At 59.9% G+C, this 17,228-nt stretch carries 12 protein-coding genes; 6 read left to right on the forward strand and 6 right to left on the reverse strand.

Annotation, left to right across the window (positions count from 1 at the left end):
• Positions 1-30 precede the first annotated feature (30 nt).
• The 3 genes from QEZ49_RS09045 to QEZ49_RS09055 are packed head-to-tail and all read right to left on the reverse strand — an operon-like array spanning position 31 to position 4,539.
• Positions 31-381 (reverse strand): DUF3240 family protein, encoded by a 351-nt coding sequence (locus QEZ49_RS09045; protein WP_280386185.1) that lies wholly within the window; start codon positions 379-381, stop codon positions 31-33.
• Positions 357-3,476, reverse strand: coding sequence for a CusA/CzcA family heavy metal efflux RND transporter (locus tag QEZ49_RS09050; protein ID WP_280386187.1), 3,120 nt, complete (start codon positions 3,474-3,476; stop codon positions 357-359). The genes QEZ49_RS09045 and QEZ49_RS09050 overlap by 25 nt, the downstream gene beginning before the upstream one ends.
• Position 3,477: 1 nt before the next feature.
• The gene (locus tag QEZ49_RS09055) at positions 3,478-4,539 is read right to left on the reverse strand and encodes an efflux RND transporter periplasmic adaptor subunit (RefSeq protein WP_280386189.1); all 1,062 of its coding nucleotides are present in this window, start codon (positions 4,537-4,539) and stop codon (positions 3,478-3,480) included.
• Positions 4,540-4,677: 138 nt separating this feature from the next.
• Between QEZ49_RS09055 and QEZ49_RS09060 the strand changes: the two genes are divergently transcribed.
• Both QEZ49_RS09060 and QEZ49_RS09065 read left to right on the forward strand, forming a co-directional pair.
• Positions 4,678-5,331 carry a response regulator transcription factor gene (locus QEZ49_RS09060; RefSeq protein WP_280386545.1) on the forward strand — a complete coding sequence of 218 codons (654 nt, stop codon included), beginning with the start codon at positions 4,678-4,680 and terminating at the stop codon, positions 5,329-5,331.
• A gap of 4 nt (positions 5,332-5,335) precedes the next feature.
• Complete coding sequence (locus QEZ49_RS09065; RefSeq protein ID WP_280386191.1) at positions 5,336-6,688, forward strand: HAMP domain-containing sensor histidine kinase; 1,353 nt, start codon at positions 5,336-5,338, stop codon at positions 6,686-6,688.
• An 84-nt stretch (positions 6,689-6,772) separates the two neighbouring features.
• On the opposite strand, the gene QEZ49_RS09070 is transcribed toward QEZ49_RS09065, so the two are convergent.
• The 3 genes from QEZ49_RS09070 to QEZ49_RS09080 form a co-directional block, all read right to left on the reverse strand.
• On the reverse strand, positions 6,773-7,486 hold the full coding sequence (locus QEZ49_RS09070) for an ATP-binding cassette domain-containing protein (protein ID WP_280386193.1): 714 nt from the start codon (positions 7,484-7,486) through the stop codon (positions 6,773-6,775).
• A gap of 2 nt (positions 7,487-7,488) precedes the next feature.
• Positions 7,489-8,157, reverse strand: coding sequence for an ABC transporter permease subunit (locus QEZ49_RS09075; RefSeq protein WP_280386196.1), 669 nt, complete (start codon positions 8,155-8,157; stop codon positions 7,489-7,491).
• Between the two features lie 98 nt (positions 8,158-8,255).
• Positions 8,256-9,245, reverse strand: coding sequence for an ABC transporter substrate-binding protein (locus QEZ49_RS09080; RefSeq protein ID WP_280386198.1), 990 nt, complete (start codon positions 9,243-9,245; stop codon positions 8,256-8,258).
• A gap of 191 nt (positions 9,246-9,436) precedes the next feature.
• Between QEZ49_RS09080 and QEZ49_RS09085 the strand changes: the two genes are divergently transcribed.
• The 4 genes from QEZ49_RS09085 to QEZ49_RS09100 all read left to right on the forward strand — a co-directional run bounded on the left by QEZ49_RS09085 (position 9,437) and on the right by QEZ49_RS09100 (position 17,208).
• The gene (locus QEZ49_RS09085) at positions 9,437-10,072 is read left to right on the forward strand and encodes a Crp/Fnr family transcriptional regulator (protein WP_280386200.1); all 636 of its coding nucleotides are present in this window, start codon (positions 9,437-9,439) and stop codon (positions 10,070-10,072) included.
• A 201-nt stretch (positions 10,073-10,273) separates the two neighbouring features.
• On the forward strand, positions 10,274-11,182 hold the full coding sequence (locus QEZ49_RS09090) for a filamentous hemagglutinin N-terminal domain-containing protein (protein WP_280386202.1): 909 nt from the start codon (positions 10,274-10,276) through the stop codon (positions 11,180-11,182).
• Between the two features lie 181 nt (positions 11,183-11,363).
• Positions 11,364-16,544: a YDG domain-containing protein gene (locus QEZ49_RS09095; RefSeq protein ID WP_280386204.1), complete on the forward strand. Its 5,181-nt coding sequence runs from the start codon at positions 11,364-11,366 to the stop codon at positions 16,542-16,544.
• Positions 16,545-16,614: 70 nt separating this feature from the next.
• Complete coding sequence (locus QEZ49_RS09100) at positions 16,615-17,208, forward strand: invasion associated locus B family protein (RefSeq protein ID WP_280386206.1); 594 nt, start codon at positions 16,615-16,617, stop codon at positions 17,206-17,208.
• Positions 17,209-17,228 lie beyond the last annotated feature (20 nt).

Genomic DNA, 17,228 nt, shown 5'->3' on the forward strand with positions numbered 1-17,228 from the left:
TCCTTTCAGCCGTTGCCCCACGTTTGAGCGCTATTCGGTGACCAGGTCGGACTTGGAATGAGCGACAGCGGGCGCTAGCCGGCCGAATGCATCGACAGGTTCAACCCAATACACAAGATCTGCAATCGCGGCCTTCACGCGGATCTCATCGAGAAGCGACGGAACGCGCGCGCGTGGCAAGACAACGACGAGCATGCCGCGCGCAATGCGTCCGCGAACGCGTTCGCGCATGGTGGCATTGCTGAACGAATGGCCGTGTCCTTCGGTTTCGAACGTCGTGAAGCCCTGCAGTGGTGGTTCCGCATTCAGCATCATCTCAACGATGTGGGCCTCCGACGCTGGCGGATAAACCAGCGTCAGCTTGCAAAGGGGTTGGTCCATGCGAGGCTCCGTGTGTCGGTGTGAGCGCCAGCGCGGACAACGCCGAAGCGGCGAAACAGAATTGGCAGCAGGATTAGCGTCAGCGTTGTTGAGGTTATGAGGCCGCCGATGACGACGATTGCCAGCGGCTTCTGGATTTCCGAACCCGGACCGCTTGCGAACAGCAGCGGCACCAGCCCGAACGCTGCTATACTGGCCGTCATCAAGACGGGTCGCAGTCGCCGCATGGAACCTTCAAACACAACCTTGTCCAGTGTCATTCCGCTGGCGAGCAGCTGATTGAAGTAACTGACGAGGACCAGACCATTCAGCACGGCAATGCCGAGCAGCGCGATAAAGCCGACTGAAGCGGGCACCGACAGATACTCACCAGATACCCACAGCGCGAGCACGCCACCGATCAGCGCAAACGGAATATTGGCGAGGATCAACACCGCCTGTCGAACCGATCGCAAGGTGGCAAACAGCACGACGAAAATAAGCGCCAGCGCAATCGGCACCACAACGGCGAGGCGGGTAGCGGCGCGGCGCTGGTTCTCGAACTCGCCGCCCCACACGAGGCGATAGCCGGGAGGAAGCTTGACGGCAGCGTCGACGGCGCGTTGAGCGTCCTCGACGAACCCGACGAGATCCCGCCCGGAAACATAGGCCTGCACGATGGCGAAGCGCGATGCGTTCTCGCGGTCTACTTTCACGAGGCCGGCGGTCCGCTTCAGCGCTGCAACATCGCCAATACGCACAAGGCCTCCGTCACCGGCAACAAGCTGGCTCTGGATGAACAACTCGGGCGCCTCTCGCAGCGTTTCAGGCCCTCGGATAATGATGCCGGTGCGCTTTTCACCTTCGGAAACGATGCCGGCGGGTGCGCCTTCCAGCAGCGCGCGCAACTCATCCTGAATGCGGGTGACGGAAAGCCCCGTACGTCCGGCGGTGAGGCGGTCCATGTCGATTTGCAGGTAATCGACGGTATCATTGGAAGCGGTGAAGACTTCTGCAGCGCCGCGCACGCCCGCGATAGTCTGTTGAATTTGTCCGGCCAGCGCGGCCAGCTCGTTTAGATCCGAGCCGAAAATCTTGACCGCGAGATCGCCGCGCGCGCCCGTCAGCATTTCAGACGTACGCATCTCGATGGGCTGTGTGAACGAGAACTCGACACCGGGCATATCGGCCATCGCGTCGCGTAGCTGCTGCAGCAGCCAGTCCTTGTCCTGAACGCGCCACTCCTCCTTGGGCTTCAGCACAAGAAACGCGTCGGAGTCGTTGGGGCTCATGGGATCGAGGCCAAGTTCGTCGGTGCCGACACGCGAGACGATTTCCTGAACCTCGGGCACACGCTCCATCAGCAGACGCTGAATGCGCACGTCACCTTCGATGGAGTTGTCGAGATTGATCGAAGGCAACTTCGTCGTCTGCATGATGACGGAGCCTTCGTCCATCGTAGGCATGAATGCCTTGCCGACGGCCTGATATCCCATGACCATGGCTGCAATACCTGCGGCCGCGCTGACGAAAACCGGAAACGGATGGGCAAGGCAGAAGCGCAGCACCGGGCGATAGCCAGCTTCGATGATGCGCATCAGGATGGGGTTTTTGTGCGCCTTGCCGCGCAGAACCATTGATGACAGCGCCGGAATAAGCGTCAGCGACAGCAGCAGCGAAGCCGATAGAGCCAGCACGATGGTGATTGCTACCGGCGCAAACAGCTTGCCTTCAAGGCCTTCGAGCGACAGCAGCGGCAGGAAGACGAGGCAGATGATGAGAATGCCGGATGCAACCGGTGTCACCACTTCTGATGCCGCGACATAGATGTGATGCAACGCAGGAACGCGATCATCACCCGCATGGTGGTTGAGGCGCTCAACGGCGTTTTCAACGACGACAACAGCGGCGTCGACGATCAGGCCGATGGCGATGGCGAGACCGCCCAGACTCATGAGATTGGCTGACATTCCCAGCAGCTTCATCAGCAGGAATGTCATCAACGCAGCCATCGGCAGCGTTACCGCGACGACGATAGATGCGCTAAAATCGCCGAGAAACAGAATGAGCAGAATGACGACGAGCACCGTGGCTTCAATCAGTGCTTTTGAAACCGTGCCGATGGCGCGCTGAATGAGGTCCGAGCGATCGTAGAATGTGTGTAGCTCAACGCCGGGTGGCAGCCCCGGCTTGAGCGCTTCAAGCTGGTCGCGGACGCTTTCGACAATCGCGCTGGCATCGGCGCCGCGCAACGACAGCACGAGACCTTGAACCGCTTCGCCTTTGCCGTCCTTCGTGACAGCCCCGTAGCGCGTGAGATTGCCGATGCCGACCGTAGCCACATCCTGCAACCGCAGCACCTTGCCGCCTTCCGCGCGTAGAACGATCTGCTCCAGATCCGCTGGTGTCTTGATTGCGCCCTCGGCACGCACCACCAACGCCTTTTCGCCATCGGAGAGACGTCCGGCGCCGTCGTTGCGGTTCGTTGCCGCGATTGCTTCATTGATATCGGATAGCGATACACCGGCAGCGGCCAGCGCTGCGCTGTCGGGGATCACCTCGAATGCGCGCACCATGCCGCCCAGAACATTGACATCGGCCACGCCCGGAATAGTGCGCAGGGCCGGGCGTATCGTCCAATCGAGTAGCGTACGACGCTGTTCAAGCGTCAGGTCACCGCCTTCGATGGTGAACATGAATACATCGGACAGCGGCGTAGAAATCGGCGCAAGACCGCCGCTGGCGTTTTCGGGCAGAGCCTCGTTGGCGTCAGCAAGGCGCTCGGCCACTTGCTGGCGCGCCCAGTAAATGTCGGTTCCGTCATCGAAGTTCAGCGTTATGTCGGCAATCGCATACTTGGCCGATGAACGCAGGATCGTCAGGTGCGGGATGCCCAGCAGTTCCAGCTCGATCGGCGTAATGACGCGCGTTTCGACTTCCTCCGGCGTCATGCCGGGTGCTTTCATGATGATCTTCACCTGAACCGACGAGATATCGGGAAATGCGTCGATCGGGATGCGCAGGAACGCCCATGCGCCTGCAACCATGATGAGCAACGAAGCAAACAGAACGAAAGCGCGCTGTGTCAGCGCAAACTCAACCAGCCGGCGCAGCATGTCATTCCTCGCCGATCATGTTTTCAAGTTGAGCCAGGCCAGATACGGCAACGCTCTGTCCGGGTGTCAGATCGCCTTCGATTGTTGCACCGTGCAGCGTCTTTCCCTTCAGCGTTACGGCAAGAACATTGAAGCCCGCATCGGTGCGCACGAATACGCTCGGCTGTCCATGCAGCCAAACGACGGCCGATGCAGGCACATCCAGGCCGCTGGCCTGCGCTTTGCGATGGATGCTGAGCGTCACCATCTGTCCGGGCACGAAGCCGGAGTTTGCAGGCAGACTGCCCGTCAGCAGCGCGGATCGCGTCCGCGGGTCAACGGTGTGGCTAACCGAAAGCGCTTTGCCCGTCGCACCATTTTCGAGACGGATGGTGTCGCCGACGTGCACCCGGCCGATGAGCGAAGCTGGCAGTTGTGCCTCAACCCACAGATCATCGCTGGTGTCGATCGTGATGGCCGGCGCCATCGCTGCAATGTTCGCTCCGGGCACCACGTTCAATTCTACAACCCGGCCAGCGCGCTGCGCGATGAGCGAATAGGAGCCATCGGCGTTGGTCTTGATATTACCCAGCGAGACAAGGCGCTCATGCTCCTCGACCACTGCTTGCAACCCTGCGCGTTGGGCCTCGGTTTCAGCGGCTCGCGTGGGCGAGGCAATTCTTTTCTCGGCCAGTCCCTTGTATCGCTGGGCGACGGCCTGCGCGGCTGAAAGGTTTGCCTCGGCCTGGCGAAGCTGCGAAAGGGTCTCAACCAGTTCTCGGCTGGCAATCGTCATCAGCGTGTCGCCGGGCGTTACCGCCTCACCGGGAAGCACCTCGACTGTGACGACGGTACCGGCGAACGGAGCAGGCACTGCAACGCGGCTGTTCATGGGGGGAATGATGGTGCCGGGTAACAGCGCGATGGCCTCCTCGGCGGCGGAACGCACTTCTGCAAGGTGGATTTCAAGGCGATCAATCTGCGCCTGAGAAACAACGATCTCCGATGCCCAGGCACTGAAGGCTGTGCCGAGCGCCAGAAAGACACCCATTGCTGTAGGAAAGACTTTTTTTGTTAATGACATAGGCTGCAACCGCTCCCACTCCTGATGAGGGCTGTGGGCACGGCTACCTGAATTTCACCTGAAAAGAGGGGGCTGTGGCTACCTTCAGGTTCGTTTCAGGTCCCTTTTTTATCCGTTCCGTCTGCACTGGAGGCTGACATCCGGATCTTGCTGGTTGAGGACGACGATGACATTGCCGGGCGGCTCGTAACCGGGCTGCGGCCGAATGGATCTGTTGTGGATCATGCGCCGAGTGGCGAAGACGGCGTGGTGCTGGGCCTGGGAGAGCATTTCGATGCCGCCATCCTTGATCTCGGGCTGCCGAAAATGCAGGGGATTGCGGTGCTGCGCAAATGGCGGACCGAGAAATGCGACATGCCCGTTCTCATTCTGACCGCGCAAGGTACGTGGACTGAGAAAGTGGAGGGGCTGAACGCTGGCGCCGACGACTACATCACCAAGCCGTTTCACATTCCTGAGGTTGTCGCTCGCCTGCGTGCGCTTATCCGGCGCAAGTCTGGGGCGGCAAGCGTGATGCTGAACCATAAGGGCGTCTGTCTCGACACGGCTGCGGGCAAGGTGACAGCTTCGGGTGACCCTGTGGACCTCACTGCGTCAGAACTCCGCTTGCTGACTTACTTCATGCACCGGCCGGGACGCATCGTCTCCCAGAGTGAGTTGACCGAGCGTCTCTATGCGCTCGATGCGACGGCGGAATCCAACACCATCGAGGTTTATATCAGCCGCCTGCGCCGCAAGCTGGGGCGTGATTTCATAACCACTGTGCGCGGTCTGGGATACCGGATGGATTGATTTGATGATCCGCAGCCTCAAAACCCGCCTCATCATTGTCGCGACGGTCTGGATTGCAATCGGTGTTGTGGTTGCGGGCTTTCTGCTGTCGCGCGTATCGAAGGATTTTCTGGTCAGTCAGTTTTACGACGAACTCTACGTGCATCTCGATGAGCTGCAGAGTTTGATGGAACTCGACGAGAACGGGCAGTTCCGGCTGCAGCGTCCGCTCAGCGATCCACGCTACCTGAAGACGCTTTCAGGTTTCTACTGGGAGATTCAGAAAGGTGGCCATCTGCTGGCGCGATCAGCTTCCCTTGAAGGGCCGAAGCTGGATGTGCCAGATGACGATGGCGTTGACGCACAGGTTCATACCCATCGGATAAAAGGGCCAACGGGTGAGCTGCTTGTGGCCGAGCGCCTGCGCTGGCTTGATACCAGCCGCGATCCGTTGCGCATCATCATTGGCACCGACAGACATTTTCTCGATGATGAACTGCGGAAGTTCAATAACGTTTTGGTCTGGTCGCTTGGCACGTTGGCGTTGTCGCTGATTGGTGCTGCAGTCTTGCTGCTGCTGTACGCGATGGCACCGTTCGGCCAGTTGCGTGAGGCGCTTTCTCGACTGCGCAACAATGGTGCGCCAAGCGTCAGTGGCACATTCCCCGAAGAAGTGCAGCCGCTCATCGACGATCTGAATAGCCTGCTGCTGGCATCTGGCGAGCAGATGCTGCGCGCCCGTACACAGGCAGGAAACATCGCCCACGGGCTAAAGACGCCGATGGCGATCCTCGTCGATGAAGCCCACCGGTTGGAGCAAAGCGGCTCGACGCATTCCGCTGCCGTAATTCGCCAGCAGTGCCGCAGGATGCAAAGCCAGATAGATTATCAGATTGCGCGTGCGCGAGCGGCCGTTGGCCGTGCGAAGCCTGTCGCGGCATCATCGCTGGGTGAAACTGCCGATCAGGTGGTCCGCGCTCTGGGGCAGCTGCATATTGATCTGGGATTGAATATCGAGAACCGCATCCCGGCAAATGTGATGGTGGCTTGCGAGGCGCAGGATTTGAACGAGATGCTTGGCAATCTCGTCGACAACGCGTGCAAGCATGCAAGAAGCACCGTCGTCGTGCGCACGAATGAAGACGAGGGCGGCGATTTCGCTTCGGTAGTGGTGGAAGACGATGGGCCGGGACTGCCGCCTGAGGCCTGGGATGTCGTGTTCAAAATCGGTGAGCAATGGGAGGCTGGTTCGACCGGGTCCGGTCTTGGCTTGGCCATAGTGCGAGATCTCGTTCATCTTTATGGCGGCAGTGTCGAACTTGGCCGGTCATCGCTTGGCGGTTTGCTCGCACATATCCGGTTGCCGCGCGCAGGGTGAGAACGGTCGATACGACTCGCTGACTACACCATGCCGCCAGAAGCAGTTCGTTCCCTCCCTCGTCAGATCATCGTCGTTGTGCGCTTATGTCGTCAGTGCGTCAGCGACGATCGGGTGCTGCAGCAGAGCTGATCCGGCCTGGTACGCCTCCGCGAGTGAAGCGGGCGGATAATTCGTCAGTTCGGCAACCGCACGGGCCGGTGCGGCCGACAATACGAAGATGCGGTCGGCGAGGCGGACGGCCTCGTTGACATCGTGCGTTACGAACAGCACCGCGACATTATCCTTTTTCGCAGCATCGCGTACGATCGTCTGCATCTCGCGCCGCAAACCGGCATCAAGGGCGCTGAATGGCTCATCCATCAGCACGAGTTGAGGCTTGATCGCAAGCGCACGCGCAAAAGCGACCCGTTGCGCCATGCCGCCGGAAAGTTCCCATGGCCGCTTGTCGAAATCAGCTTCGTTTATGCCGAACTGGCGCAACAACTGTGCAGCTTGTAAACGTCGGTGTTCGCGATCAACGCCAAGTGCTTTCAGCCCGAAGGCGGCGTTGTCGAGTGCGGTTGCCCAGGGCAGAAGCCTGGGCTCTTGAAACACGGAAGCGGTTCGGGTGAACGTATTGATGAGTTGACCGCCGGTTGGCTGAATCAGGCCGGCTGCGAGTCGCAGTGCGGTTGTCTTTCCGCAGCCAGAGCGACCGAGCAATACAGCCAGCTCACCGGGGTTGATGGTGAGATTGAGTTTGTCGATCGCTGGAGCGTCGCCGAAAGCGAAGCTGATGTCTGCGAAACGAAGCATGGTCAGCGCAGTTTCAAAGTGTTGAAGCGGGTATTCAAATAACGGCGGAATGGCATCAGAAGAAGGCCGTCGCAAACGAGAACGAGCGCTAGGATAACACTGATCCAGGCCATCATTTCAGGCATATCGAGATTGGCCCGCGCGGTCGCCAATTGTCCGCCCAGACCTGTGCCGCCGCCCAGCATTTCGGCCATGATCGCAACCTTCCACGCGTATGCGATCGTTGTCGCCAGTGCCGGCAGAACCTGCGCCCAGACTTGGGGCAGGACAACGTCAACCGTGTGCTGCATTCGAGGAACGTTGAACGTGCTAGCCATTTCGTCCAGCAGTTTGTCGCGACCGCGCACGCCCTGCAGACAGGATGCGAAGATGATCGGGAATGTCGACATGACAACAGTAAACATTGGCTCGATGCTGCCGGGGCCGAACCAGAGAAGTGCGAGCACGACCCAGACGATTGGCGGCGTTGCGAAGACCATCGTGGCCAACGGTGCTACGGCGTCGCCAACGGCGTCTACGTGACCAGCAAGCAGGCCAAGTCCGCATCCGATTGCGGCTGCCAATAGCCAGCCCGCTAGTGCCTGCTGCCCCGTTGCAAGAACCGTAGATCCGACAATTCCGGATGCTGTAATATCGACGAGGGCGCGGAAGGTATCAGCCAGGGACGGCAAGATTAATGGGCCAGAAATGGCGTGAATCGTTTGCCAGAGCGCTGCGAACAGCACAATTCCGACCGCTGACCAGGCCCATTTTCTAACGCCCGGCCGCATCACATATCCAGATAGAAATCGTCAGTTGGCAGTTTGCCGCCGAGTGCGCGGGGCTCAAGCTCGCGTAGCGTCTGATAGAAGTTTGTCAGTTCGCTCTTTGCGCTCCGGGCCGACACGATTTCGATCCGAGAATGATCGAGTGCTCCGATGAATGCGGCGGGTCGCATGCCGAGTACGCGCGCCGCGAGTTCGCCAGCTTCAGCGCGGTTTTCGAAAGCCCAGGTTTTGGCGCGCGGCAATCCGTCGCGCAGGGCCGCGATCAGATCAGGCATTTCTGCCGGCAAGCTGGCATCAACCGCTAAGCCGACCATGGGGATGCGCTGACCACGATGAGCAAGCCATATTTGCTGCAGGTCGATTGCGCGCCGCAATGTGCGGCCCATGTTTTGCGCCATCAGGATTGAACCTGAAGCTGGCGGTTCAGAAAGCACCGCCGTCTCGGCCTTCCCGGCCGCAAGCATGTGCGCTGCTTCCATGGGTGACTGCACGTAGGTGAGTATCAGGTCGGTATCCGGATCGAGCCCCTCCATCCTGAGCACGCTGCGAAAGACGAGATCGGGCATGTCGTTCTTGAAGAAGCTGAGCACGCGCTTCCCTTTGAGATCGGCAATCGCATTGATCGATGTATCGCCTGTAACGATCGACAAATGCCCCATGCCGAGCAGCGACATCAGTCGCACCGGCACGCCGAGGTTGAACAGCGTTGCCGGGATATGCGTGGGCGTAGCAAAGAGGCGTGTGCGTCCTGCAACGATCGCAGCGCGCAGTTCATCGGGGGAGCGCCAGGTACGCAGGCTGATGCCCGGAGCAACGCTGGCGAGATCGCCATTGTCGATTAGGCGCGCGAGCAGGATTGCCGCTGCGTTGTGTGGAACCAGAACTTCCAGGCCGTTGTCTGGCCCGCCACCAGCAGCCGGCTGTCCGCCCAGAACGAGACCAGCTGCAGCTCCCGCTCCGCTAATGAGCATCGACCGTCGAGATAGTGACAAAGCTTGACCTCTCCGGAAAAAACGGACGGAGGGTGGTGCTTACATTAATATATCGCAGCGCGCTATATTGTATCCAATACGACGGCGGTGGCCGCCCGTGCGAAGGATAGATTATGCCGGGCGCGCTTCGGCCGGTATGACAGCGGCCATCGCACGCACGGAGCTACGCGGTGCAATCGTGGATTTAAACTATGCAGTCACATGACGCGATTGAGCGTTCCGCGCCGGATGGGTCGTTTCAGGATTGGATGCCGCAATCGATCCGCTCGGCAAGCAAGGTCCTGACATTGCAGGCTGGCGATAACCTGTTCTGGCAGGGTAGCACGGCCATCGGCTTCTATGAGGTGCTGAGCGGGCGCATGCGTATGGGGCGGCCGACCATCACCGGTCAGCATGTATCGCTGTACGTCGCGCATGCCGGCGATTTTCTTGCGGAGGCATCGCTGTTCTCGGATGTCTACCATTGCGATGCTACTGCGCTGGTTCCCTCCGAGGTGCGGCTTTATCCCAAAGGCGCAGTGCTGGCGGAATTTGACCGACGCGGTGATTTCGCTACGGCCTTCACCGCAATGATTTCCCGCAGCCTTATAGCAGTGAGGGTGCGCAACGAGCGGCTGATGCTGCATTCCGCGCGGGACCGCATCCGGCATTTTCTCATTCTCAAAGCCGACGACGACAGCACGGTTACGATCAGCGGGCCGCTGAAAGATCTTGCGACCGAGCTGGGCTTGTCGCACGAAGTTCTCTACCGGACGTTGGCGCGCATGGTAAGCGACGGCGAGATTGAACGCAGCGATAATGCAATCAGGCTGCTCAATCCAGCATAGCTAATAAGCGGCTCCCGACGCTGGATTTGTTGCAGTTCTGCACTCGCGCGACTTCTTAAATAAAAAAATTCCACCTTTCTGACGGTGGTATGATTGCAGTCATCACCCCCCTTGCCGGTCCCGTGCTAACGCAAACGCTATATCAAGTTGGATACAGCGATGGCGCCGTTTCCTGCGGATATGGTTTGTTGGGAGGCGGTAATGCGTTTGTTTGCTTGCACGATGGCTTGTTTCTCGGGTGCCGATAGATCGCCGGGCTGCGACAGCCCTGCCGGCCATCGGAGTGGCACGCTGCGCCGCCTGAGTTTGCTGCTGCGCGCCACGGCATCCTATGCGGTCATCACAGCCCTCATCATCCCCACGCCCGCGCTTGCAGGGCCGGAGGGCGGCAATGTCGTCTCGGGTTCTGCCAGCATCACGCAGACGGGCCCTGTTACCGACATCACCCAGTCGAGCGCCAAGGCCATCATCAACTGGCAGGGCTTTTCGATTGCGCCATCAGAAACGGTCAACTTCCACCAGCCGGATGCATCGTCGGTTGTTCTTAATCGCGTCATCGGCAATGAGAGTTCGCTCATTCAGGGCGCACTGAATGCCAACGGTCAGGTGTTCATCGTCAACTCCAACGGCATTTTGTTCTCCGATACCGCAAACGTGAACGTCGGCGGTCTCGTTGCTTCAACGCTCGACATCTCGAACGACGACTTCCTTGCGGGCAATTATACCTTTGCTGGCAATTCGACGGCATCGGTCGTCAACAAGGGCCAGATCAGCGCGACGCAGGGTGGCTACATCTCGCTGATGGGCAACACGGTGTCGAACCAGGGCGTCATCACCGCGACGCTCGGCACAGTGGCGTTGGCCTCAGGCAAGAAGACCACGCTCAACTTTGGCGGCAACTCGCTGGTTGATGTCACGATCGATCAGGGCGTGCTGAACGCGCTGGTTGAGAACAGGCAGCTGATACGCGCCGACGGCGGCCGCGTAATCATGACAGCCCGTGCCGCTGATGCAATTCTCTCCGCGCAGGTGAACAACTCCGGCATCGTGCAGGCGCGCACCATGGCCGCGCTGACGGGTTTCTGGCAAGCTCGACGCATCGGCGCCTGATGGCGGTGATGGCGGCTTCATTGAGACATCCGGCGACAAGGTTTCGATCCAGAACGGCACCGTTATCACCACAAAATCAGCTGACGGCGCCGATGGGCTGTGGCTGATCGATCCCGATGGTTTCACCATTGGCAGCGATATTTCCGGCGCGACGCTGACGGATCAGCTTGCGAACACGAGCGTGACCATCGTGTCGACATCGGGCTCCGGCACCGACGGCAACATCCATGTCAACGAGGCGGTAAGCTGGTCGGCGAATACGCTGACGCTGGATGCCACGAACAACATCTTCGTCAATGCCGCCATGGAGGCGACCGATACGGCGAGCTTCTCCGCGCTGTACGGTTCGGGGACCAACGCTGACGGTACGCCGCACGGACTTTATACCGCGTTCGGCGGTGCAAGCGGCACGTTTGCCGGCAAGATTAATTTCTCCGGCACCGGAACGGTGACGCTGAACGGTGAGGGCTACACCGTCGTCAACAACCTCACCGAACTTGCCGCAATAGCCGACGATGTGACGGGCAATTATGTGCTCGGCAGCGATATCGTCATGCGCGATGCCGAGCCGGCCTGGGCGATTGGCATCGGATCGCAAGCATCGCCTTTCTCCGGCAGCTTCAATGGTCTTGGCCACACGGTTCAGATAGCGGCAGCGACACCCAGGACGCAGACCGATGGTTTGTTTGCGGCCACATCATCAACCGCTTCCATCAGCAATATCGGTGTGAAGGGCATCGTGCTTGCCTATCAGTACGGCGCCAAGATGCTGGGTGCGCTGGCCAATGTGAATGAAGGCGCAATCGTCAATGCGTTCTCCACTGCAACCGTATACGGCTATAGCGCTGGCGGTCTGGTTGGTTCTAACTCGGGACTGATTGCGAACAGCTATCAATCCGGTAACGCGCTCAATTCATACCCCAACACCGCAGCCACAGTGCCGACCAGCGTCGGTGGGCTCGTGGCGGTCAACAGCGGGACGATCAAAAACAGCTTTGTCCATCAAAGCACGGTCGGCAACGCGTCTGCCAACAATAACTCCGGCAATGCGGGGCTGCATATTGGCGGTCTCGTCGGCACGAACACCGGTGTAATAGATAACAGTTACGCTGCGGCCAATGTCGTTACCGGAAACAACAATGAAGCAACCGCCGGTGGCTTCGTCGGCTACAACTCCGGGACGATCACCAACGCGTATGCGGGCCAAAGCGGATACACTCTCCCTAATGACACCGTGGTGTCGTATGGCGCCGTAACGGCCCGTGAGAACGACATCTACGTCGGTGGCTTTGTTGGCGACAACGCCGGGCTGATTGAAAGCTCGTATGGAGCTGTGAAGGTTTCAGTCAATCAGCAGTCCACCGCGGCAACGTCATTCGGCGGGTTTGCTGGTCACAACAGCGGAACGGTCGCGAGCGTATACTACAATCAGGATATAACCGGACTGAGCGTGGACAAAGCCGGCGCGGTCGGGCTGGCCGGCAGCGCGGCAACCGACCTTGCCAATTACGTGGGCTTCAGCTCCGACTATTGGGCGTCGTCGGTTTCCGGCAATCCGTTGCTCGCCAAGATGCCGGTTTATGTGAGTGTGCCGCAAACGAGCACGCTCTCCTATGGCACTTCGGGCGCGGATATCATCGGCGCGCTAACGGCATTCGGCCTGCAATGGACGGATACGCTTGGTGTGCTGCAGTACGATGTCAGCGATGCATCAATGCTGTCGTCGTCTGGCTATCTCAATGCCGGAGGCCACAATGCAGGCAGCGTCATCAACGCGGGTGCCTATTCCAACATCGTCGGTGCTGTCGCCATCGCGCCCAAGGCACTGACGCTGGCGGCCAACGGCATCATTGCGGACAAGGTCTACGACGGCACCACAGGTGCATTCGTCGATGTCACGGCCGCCAACAATGGCTTGGTCGGTCTCGTCGGCAACGAGAGCATCGATGTCATCTATTCCGATGCGACGTTTGCGGACAAGAACGTTGGCAACGGCAAGATCGTATCGCTCACCGTCACGCTGGGCGCTGGTTCCAACGGCGGTGATGCGAACAACTACGTGATTGCAGCCGGCGCCACGACCAAGGCCGCTGTCACGCCAGCGACGCTTTCGGCAACGTATGCGGTTGGTAACAAGGTCTATGACGGCACCACTGCCGCGACCGTAAGCCTAGCGTCGATTTCCGGCCTCTTCGGCGCCGACATTGTCGCGCTGGATGCGAGCGGACAATTTGCCGATGCAAATGCTGGAACCGGAAAGTCCGTAACCATCACCGCTGCGCTTCAAGGTCTTGATGCCGGCAACTACGTTCTGGCGCCGCCTTCCGCTGGTACGGGGGATATTACGCCGCGTGCGCTTCAGTTGGTGGCAACGCAGCCGAAGGGCGGTTCGCCGTTCATCGACGCCGCGATGATTGGCGTCTCCAATCTGGTTGCGGGCGACACGGTATCGCTGTCGGGACGCGCTCTCATTGGCGGCACCGGCGTCGGCACATACGAGATGTCGCTCGGCACGCTGCAGACTTCAGGTAACGCCAACTACACGATGGATGGCGCCGCGGGCATCGCAGTTATCTATCAGGCCAATTTGCCTTTTGGCGGCGTCGTTGCGCACGGCAACGCGGGAATCTCGACGTCCGGAACCACGATGACGGTGGCGCAGACGACGAATAGCGCCATCATCAACTGGCAGAGCTTTGACGTGGGGCAGGGCTATACGGTTGCGTTCGAGCAGCCGAATGCATCGGCGGCGACGTTGAACCGCGTGGTCGGCAATGAGGAAAGCGTCATTGCCGGTGCGATCACTGCGCCTGGCCACGTGTACATCGTCAATTCCGCTGGCGTTCTTTTCACCGGCTCGTCACAGGTGAATGTTGGTGCGCTGGTGGCGTCGACGCAAAACATTGCCGACACCGATTTCAAGGCTGGCATCTACACGTTCGGCGACAACGATGCGACTGGATGGATTGAAGCATACGGCGCGATCAACGCTGCGGATGAAGGCTTTGTTGCGCTCATCGGCAATGGCGTTGCAACCAATGGTTCGATTAAGGCCGCAGGTGGCCGCGTTGTGCTGGTCGGTGGATCGGGCGTCACGTTCACGCTCGACGGCATCATCGAGACAGCCGGTTTCCTCAACATTGACGGTGCTCTCAACGCATCGGCTGCCGGTGCCCCAGGTTTTGCCAATGGCCACTGGCTGATGCGCGCACCGGACGACTTCAACGTCGCGGCTGACGGCAATGTCAGCGGTGCGGGGCTGATGACCGTGCTTCGTCAGATGGACACCAAGGTGGCGTCCGACGCTGGCGATGTGAACATCAAGGATGCGGTTTCCTGGTCGTCGAATACGCTCAGCCTGATTTCCGGCAAGAGCATCAATGTTGCCAACGTGATGAACGTAGCGGGTGCAGGCAACCTGTTCGTCTCCTACGGTCTGACCTCGTTCGAAGGTCCGATGTACAGCAACCTGCTTGGCGTCACAGAATTGCATCGGGATTTTACCTTCCATGGCATCAACATGGCCTACGCCGTGGACGCCGATGGCAATCCAACCGGGAAATTCGCCGGCAAGATCAACTTTGGCAGCTCTGGCAGCCTGACCATGGGCAGCACCGGCAACGAGGTCGCGTACACTATCATCAATACGGTTGCCGACCTCGTGGCGCTGAACAACAGCACGGCGAACCTTGATGGCGGCACGCGCTATGCGCTGGGCAGCGACATCGACCTGAGCGGCATTGCCGACTGGACGCCGATCGGAATGATCGGTGGCAGCACGCACGTCTTCAATGGCGTGTTCAACGGTCTCGGCCACGTGGTCGCCAATCTGACATCCTCGCGCAACGGACTGTTCGCTTCGGTCGGCGAAGCACGTCGCGATCAACAGAATACCGCCAGCCAGAGGCTTGGCACCGTCGCTGAGTATGCGGGGCTGAGCAATCTTGGCGTGACCAACGTCGACATCAACTGCACCGCTGCCTGCAACGATAACTCTGCGACCTACAGCATCGGTGCTCTCGCCGGGATGACGCAGGGGCAGATGACGAACGTGTTCGCGACGGGAAGCATCTTCGCGCAGTCAAGCCTGTCGAATACAAACAAGAGCAGTGTCGGTGGCCTATGCGGGGAATACGGCGGCATCGCGAACAACAACTATGCGGCCGTAAACGTCACGACCAACGGCATCAGCTTCGCGGGCGGGTTTGCGGGCACAGCGCGGGCGTTCTTTGTCCTGGACAGCCATGCATCGGGCGACATCACCTATGACAGCTACGGGCGTGGGGAAGCCTCGGCCGGCGGATTCGTCGGTTTGCTGATAGGCGCTCATATCGTCTCGTCGTCTGCGAGCGGCAACGTGATTGCCAAGGGCGGGGAGATCGGCGGTTTCGCCGGGGATGTCCAACAGAGCAGCTTGGTTTTGCAGTCAACGGCATCGGGCGACGTGTATCTCAATGATACCGCCTACAATCGCAATGAAAAGGACTATGCCGGCGGCTTTGTCGGCTCGATCACCGAAGGCAGCGTTGCGTTCTCATATTCGTCGGGCAGGGTTCAATCGGCTCTGGGCGACCTGACAACAATCGGCGGTTTCTCCGGCAATGTCGTCAGTGGCCTGCACGCCATGTCGGTCGGCAACTCGTGGAACGTTGAGACGAGCGGCCTCTCGACCAACGGCAGAGGCAACTATGAGCCCGACCACGAAGACGGCAGCACGCCTGTCGTCGATGCCTACAACGCAAAGTTCGGCACCAACCTGACCGCGGATCAGTTCCACGGTGGTGCGGTTGGCGTTGACAATGCCGGTGCCCAGACCATGCAGGAGCAGGCGGGCGACACGGCAGCGTTGGCCAAGAGCGCCGAGAGCGTGATGAACGGTGGCTCGCCGATTGCTACCGGTCCAGGCAATGGTGGCGGCACCGGGAATGGCGGTGGTGGCGCAGGCCAGCCAGGTACACCGCCGACGCGTCCAGCGCGGACACCTTCGGGCGCAACGCCGCAACAGTTCCTCGCCACGATGTCAGCTGCTGCGGTTGCTGCGACGGGCGCAGTCGAGGAAACATTCGAAAAGGCGGCTACACCGACAGACGCCAAGGCTGGCACAGCACAGACGCAAGCCAAGTCCGCGCCGAAGCTGGAAGACAACGTCGATCTTTCTGCTGCGCCAACTACAGTGACGCAGATCTCGGACGATGAGGACGAGCGTCGTCGCCGCCGGGCGCAAACTGCACCGGTTGATGCCGGAGCTGACTATGGAGCGGCCATCAAGTCGATCGATGTCGATGGCCAGCGCTTCGACCTCGAAAAGCAGGACGGTTCGACCGGTGATGACGCCGGGTCGGCGACGGCGCCAGCACCATAATCGAACGGAAATGCGGGTGCGGAAACAGCCACCGCACCTCCCGTACGCCTAGCAAAGGATGCATGAGACAATGAGCTTGGCTCAAACAAACAACAAGCAGTGGACCCGGCGGGCGATGCGCGTTGCGGCTGCGGGAACTTGCATCGCGCTCGCACCATTCACTGCACTTGCGCAGACGGCTGCTCCTGCGGCTCCGGCGAATGCGGCAACAGTCTCAACGCTGCCCGGTGGCGCTCAGGCGATCAACGAGGCGTTTCAGGACTGGACGATGACCTGCGTGCAACCAGCTGGCGGCAAGCGCTGCGCTATCACGCAACAGCAGGCCGATGCTAAGACGCGCCAGCGGCTGATCGCGGTGGAACTGCAGCCGATTGGCGATAAGGCTGAAGGTGTGCTTGTGCTCCCGTTTGGGCTGTTGCTCGACAAGGGCGTGACGTTGAAAGCCGGTGCGACGGAGCTGGGCGCGCTGCGTTTCAAGACGTGTCTGCCACAGGGCTGCGTTGTGCCGCTCACCCTTGATGCCAAGGCGCTCACCACTCTGCGCGGCGCGAAAGATCCGCTGACGGTGACAGCGTTCAACGATGCCGGCGGTCCGCTTGCGTTTGCAGTTTCCGTGAACGGCTTCGGCCCTGCGCTCAATCGGGCTGCGGCGCTAGGTAAGTAAATTCGCCTCCCACTGGCGCG

The sequence above is a fragment of the Hyphomicrobium sp. D-2 genome (genome assembly GCF_029872155.1).
Lineage (GTDB): Bacteria > Pseudomonadota > Alphaproteobacteria > Rhizobiales > Hyphomicrobiaceae > Hyphomicrobium_A.

What these genes read in the sequence shown, in the direction of transcription:
- QEZ49_RS09045 (WP_280386185.1), bottom strand. Translation starts at nt 381, where the DNA reads ATGGACCAACCCCTTTGCAAGCTGACGCTGGTTTATCCGCCAGCGTCG.
- QEZ49_RS09050 (WP_280386187.1), bottom strand. Translation starts at nt 3,476, where the DNA reads ATGCTGCGCCGGCTGGTTGAGTTTGCGCTGACACAGCGCGCTTTCGTT.
- QEZ49_RS09055 (WP_280386189.1), bottom strand. Translation starts at nt 4,539, where the DNA reads ATGTCATTAACAAAAAAAGTCTTTCCTACAGCAATGGGTGTCTTTCTG.
- QEZ49_RS09065 (WP_280386191.1), top strand. Translation starts at nt 5,336, where the DNA reads ATGATCCGCAGCCTCAAAACCCGCCTCATCATTGTCGCGACGGTCTGG.
- QEZ49_RS09070 (WP_280386193.1), bottom strand. Translation starts at nt 7,486, where the DNA reads ATGCTTCGTTTCGCAGACATCAGCTTCGCTTTCGGCGACGCTCCAGCG.
- QEZ49_RS09085 (WP_280386200.1), top strand. Translation starts at nt 9,437, where the DNA reads ATGCAGTCACATGACGCGATTGAGCGTTCCGCGCCGGATGGGTCGTTT.
- QEZ49_RS09090 (WP_280386202.1), top strand. Translation starts at nt 10,274, where the DNA reads ATGCGTTTGTTTGCTTGCACGATGGCTTGTTTCTCGGGTGCCGATAGA.
- QEZ49_RS09100 (WP_280386206.1), top strand. Translation starts at nt 16,615, where the DNA reads ATGAGCTTGGCTCAAACAAACAACAAGCAGTGGACCCGGCGGGCGATG.